Origin of the sequence: Prevotella sp. AM34-19LB (genome assembly GCF_003468525.1) — a bacterium.
Classification (GTDB): Bacteria; Bacteroidota; Bacteroidia; order Bacteroidales; family Bacteroidaceae; genus Prevotella.
In genome coordinates this window covers 1-5074 of record NZ_QSIG01000088.1, presented here as the reverse complement: position 1 = coordinate 5074, position 5074 = coordinate 1, and the positions used below count along the sequence as shown (strand labels likewise).

Sequence of the window (5074 nt, the reverse complement as noted above, 5' to 3'; positions counted from 1 at the left end):
AATTCATCAATAATACAAAATAATTCTGTAACTTTGTCCTTGGTAATCTCCATAATGATATCTTTTTATGTTTGTAACTAATTGGATTTCACCTACAAAGATACAAAAAATATCGGAGATTACCAACTTTTTTAGGCACTATTTCTTATCCCGAACTGAGGTAGAAAACTACCCGCCAGGTGGGCGTTGACTTTAATACGTCATCAAAGAGTCAGAAAAAACGTGAGCTGGGAAACGTTACGTTTGCCTGGGACAATACGCACGACTTGACCCACAGTTCGCAGGAGAATTTTGCCTCTACCGGCAATATCTTCGGTAGAAGTATCAATGATTCGCGCAGCGATAACCATAGTTTCAACCTCTATAATAACTTCCAGGTGAAGGGAACGTTGGGTTTTGGGCTGGATACCCGTATCGACTACTCCGACAGAAAATCTTCATCGTCAAACCGTAGTGCTACCTATTCTGCCAACCCTGAAAGATGGGGTGATATCAGTCAGACCATCGATTCTACCTTTGCACAGAATGTAAGTGGCAGCCTGTACGACATCATCACCAACCGTTCGCTCTATCAATCACGCTCTAAAGTGCATGCTTTTACAGGTAGTCAGCGAGCTCTGGCGTGGTATAAGCTGCCTTGGGGTGATAGAATCGAACTGATCTTGAGTGGAAGCTATGCCAGCTCTAAGCCAAACGAGTCTTTCAGCCTGAACCGCAATGAGTATTTCAAGACTGGCGAGAAGGACTTGCGTAACTATTACAACGATAGCAGATCGAACAGCTATAATATAAGGGGCAGCTTTGAGTATGGAATAGAAATTCCATATACTAAATGGACGGTGTGGGTTGGCCCAGATTTTGAGCAATCCTATCAATCGGTAAAGGGCTTGAAATACCGTCTGGATGAGCTGGGCGGCGACTGGATATCCAATCCGGAACTGACGTTTGCTACGCTGCCTTCTAACATGGAGCAGCTTTCGGGGGTGATAGACGAGGATGTGAGCAGAAGCTATCAAACGCTGAAAAAGAATACGGGTGGTGAACTTGTATTCCAAAGAAATGGTCCTTCTTCGTTCCTGGCTCTGTCGTTGAGCATTTCTGAAGAAAAGGAGCGTCTCAATTACCACACATCGGCTCTCGACACGATAGCCAAAAGAAGACGTGTGGTATTCAAGCCTTCGCTTATGTACGATTGTAATGACGATAAGAAGTCTATTAGCTTAATTTATTATATGCAGAGCCAGACGCCTGATTTCTTCAGCATCATGCCATACAGAGACAATTCGAATCCGCTGGCGGTGAGGGTGAACAATCCGGACCTGGAGAATTCGCTGTATCATCATTATGAAGCAAACATCCGTTTCAACGGACTCAAGAATCAGCAGTATGTGGGATTCTTCGCTACGGGTAATTTCTATCACAATCTTGTGGGTACCCGCACTACTTATAATTCGCAGACGGGTGGCTACACCTATATGAGTGATAATATTGGTGGTGGCGGCAACTGGGATTTCTGGACAACGACCTCTTATGGTGTGGCTCTAGACAAGGCAAGATTGTTCCGTCTGGATTATCGTCTGTGGTTTAACGGTTTGCGCCGCAAGGATTTTGATATTGCTTACGATGATAACTCTACTCAGCTTTGCTATGTGCTCAGAACCGAGTTGGGAAACAGTTTGTACTTCAAGTATCAGAAAGACAAGTTGAGCATCAACTTGGGTGGAAAGGTGGAGTGGAAGCATGGTACCAGCGACCGCAGCAATTTTGAAAAATTGAATGCCTATGATTTTGAGTATGGTGGCAACATGACTTACACCTTGCCTCTAGGCATTTCGCTCTCTACCGACCTGAAGGAATATTGCAGGCGTGGTTACAGCGAGAAATCGTTTAATACCAGTGATCTGGTATGGAATGCCTCGCTATCCCGTTCGTTCTGCAAAGGCAAGCTGACGCTGAAGGCGGAGGCTTTTGATATTCTTCAGAATCTCTCGAGCACCGTGTATGAGGTGGGCGGACAGGGCAAGACCGAGAAATGGAACAATACCCTGCCAAGCTATGCGATGGTGCATTTGATGTATAAATTCAGCAAGGCGCCGAAGAGTAAGAAGTAAGTGTGGGAGTTTTGAGATGGGGTGTGGCATGAGCCACACCCTTTCCTTTTAGGGGTTATCTTTTAAATAAACAAATCATTCATTGTAATCTGTTTCTGTACGATGTCGCTATGTTTGTTCTGCTTCTCTTCCTATCAGTTTCTGTTCCATTGATTTTGTTAGATGTATGATATAAATACACTTTTAAGGACGACTTTTTGTGATTTTCCACACTTTTAAGGACGACTTTTTGTGGTTTTATACATTTTTAAGGACGACTTTTTGTCCTATTTGAAATAAAAAATGTATCTTTGCACTCAGAAACATCAAATAATCAGATAGTTATGAAGAGAAATGCCATCAAATACCTATATCAATGGAAAGCAAGCAACGACCGAAAGCCATTGATCATGCTTGGAGCCCGCCAAGTTGGCAAAACCTGGCTGATGCAGGAATTTGCCAAAGAGGCCTATACCCGTAGTGCGTATATAAACTTCGAAGACAATGAAATGCTCCGGGAAGTTTTTGCTCATGACTTTGATATCCCCCGCATTATTAATAGCATACAATGGAGTACAGGTGTTTCTATAGACGAAGATACACTTATTATCCTTGATGAGATACAAGAAGCGCCCAGGGGTATCACTGCATTAAAGTATTTTGCAGAAAAAGCACCTCAATATCATGTCGTAGCTGCAGGTTCGTTGCTCGGAATAGCAATGCATCAGAATGACTCTTTTCCTGTAGGTAAAGTAGATTTCATGCATTTATATCCCCTTACATTCTTTGAATTTCTGGATGCAATCGGTGAAAGCCGTATGGTAGAACTGCTCATGTCAAAGGATTGGAATATGATAACCATGTTCCGGAATAAATTCGAAGAATGCATGCGACAGTATTATCTGGTAGGGGGAATGCCGGCTGTAGTCCAGTCTTTTGCCAGTGAGGGGAATCTGTCTAAAGTCAGAAGCATTCAAAAAGGAATCCTTGAAGCGTATGAGCGTGATTTTTCCAAACATGCCCCTGCTATAGAAGTTCCTCGTATCCGAATGGTATGGAAATCCATTCCATCCCAACTCGCTAAGGAAAACAAGAAGTTCATCTATGGTGCCGTGAAGGAAGGAGCCAGAGCAAAGGATTTTGAGCTCGCCATCGAATGGTTGAAAGATGCTGGACTGATTTATAAGGTAAACCGCTGCAAGAAAGCCCTGTTGCCATTGGCTGCATACGAGGATTTCTCAGCTTTCAAGTTATTCCTGTCTGATGTCGGACTGATGGGAGCTATGAGCAATATTCCTGCCCAAAGCTTGCTGGAAGGAAATGTGCTGTTTTCTGATTTCAAGGGGGCGCTGACAGAACAGTATGTTCTGCAGCAGCTGAAGGAGAAATCTTCCTTGTCTATCTATTATTGGTCGGCAGAAAATTCACGTGGTGAAATAGATTTCCTGGTGCAGGATGAGGAAAGAATCATTCCGATAGAAGTCAAGGCTGAGGAGAATTTACAGGCTAAGAGTCTGAGGGTGTTTGTGGAGCGCAATCAGGGATTGAAAGGTATGCGCCTATCCATGTCACCTTACAGAGAGCAGGATTGGCTTGCCAATTATCCATTATATTCCGTATCTGCAGTATTCGGATAAAATATAAAGTAACTACTCATATCCATGGGGAGCTTATAAAAAATAAAAAAGATTAAAATGCAGATTATTATACTACATTCTAACATAAAAACTGTATCTTTGCAAAATCTATCAGTATATTGGCTGCCTGATGGGGGCAATACTGTAGGTGAAAGAATGTGGTGAATAATAACTAAAATGGTAAAATATGAAATCTATTAACTTGATTTTCTTGTTTTTGATGGCTGTATTGCCAAATTATGCTTATGGCAATCAGCACAATCTGTACAATCTGCAGCAACAGCAAGAAAAGAAAAAGAAAGAGCATACAGTGGAAGTTTATGGTGACGTGAAAGATTCGTTTACCCAAGCCTATCTGAAGGCTTTTGTCACGGTGATGGACAAGGACAGCAACGTGATAGATACCATGACTACGAGAGGAAGGGGAAAACGCCTCTTCTATTTTACCCGTGTTCCTGCACGTCCCGCTACTTATATCATCAAGGCAGAGTGTGATGGCTATGAGACGAAGTGCATCAATCATACCATTAAATATATTGCACGCAATAAAGAATTCTCATTCCCTTCGCTTTTGCTCAAGAAGAAATTCAATCAGGATGTTGCCCTCGACGACGTGGTGGTGACAGGTACCAAGGTGAAGCTGGCTTACCGTGGCGATACGCTTGTCTTTAACGCCAGCGCATTCAATGTGCCTGATGGCTCCATGCTCGACGCTCTTATAAGACAGATGCCGGGAGCTGAAATGAAGAGTAATGGCGATATTTACGTGAACGGCAAAAAGATAGATTATCTGCTCCTCAACGGAAAAGACTTTTTCAAGGGAAAGAACCAGGTGATGCTTGACAACCTTCCTTACTATACCGTAAAGGAACTGAAGGTGTATGACCGTTCTTCAGAAAAAAGCCGACTCATGGGTAAGGAAATGGAGAAGAAAGACTATGTGATGGATGTGGCCCTGAAGCGTGAGTACTCCCGTGGATACATCGCCAACATGGAGGCTGCCGGGGGTAGCGAAGACCGCTATCTGGCTCGTCTCTTCGGACTCTACTACACTGACAATTCACGAATCTCGGTATTTGGCAACCTGAATAACACGAACGAAACAAGACGACCGGGAAGTCAGGGCGACTGGACGCCTTCCAACAGTCCGCAGGGACAGAAAACTACCCGCCAGGTGGGCGTTGACTTTAATACGTCATCGAAGAGTCAGATGATAAGAGAGCGTGGAAACGTAACGGTTGCTTGGGACAATACGCATGACTTGACCCACAGTTCGCAGGAGAATTTTGCCTCTACAGGCAATATCTTCGGTAGAAGTATCAGTGATTCGCGCAGCGACAACCATAG

Annotated in this window: 2 protein-coding genes and 1 pseudogene; all 3 read left to right on the top strand. The window is 43.6% G+C overall.

What is annotated here, in order from left to right; translation table 11 throughout:
- Positions 1-179 precede the first annotated feature (179 nt).
- Positions 180-2111 carry an outer membrane beta-barrel protein gene (locus DW830_RS15070; RefSeq protein ID WP_119250457.1) on the top strand — a complete coding sequence of 644 codons (1932 nt, stop codon included), beginning with the start codon at positions 180-182 and terminating at the stop codon, positions 2109-2111.
- Between the two features lie 323 nt (positions 2112-2434).
- On the top strand, positions 2435-3727 hold the full coding sequence (locus tag DW830_RS15065; protein ID WP_119250456.1) for an ATP-binding protein: 1293 nt from the start codon (positions 2435-2437) through the stop codon (positions 3725-3727).
- Positions 3728-3914: 187 nt separating this feature from the next.
- Positions 3915-5074 (top strand): annotated as a pseudogene (locus DW830_RS15060) (carboxypeptidase-like regulatory domain-containing protein); the annotation flags it as partial.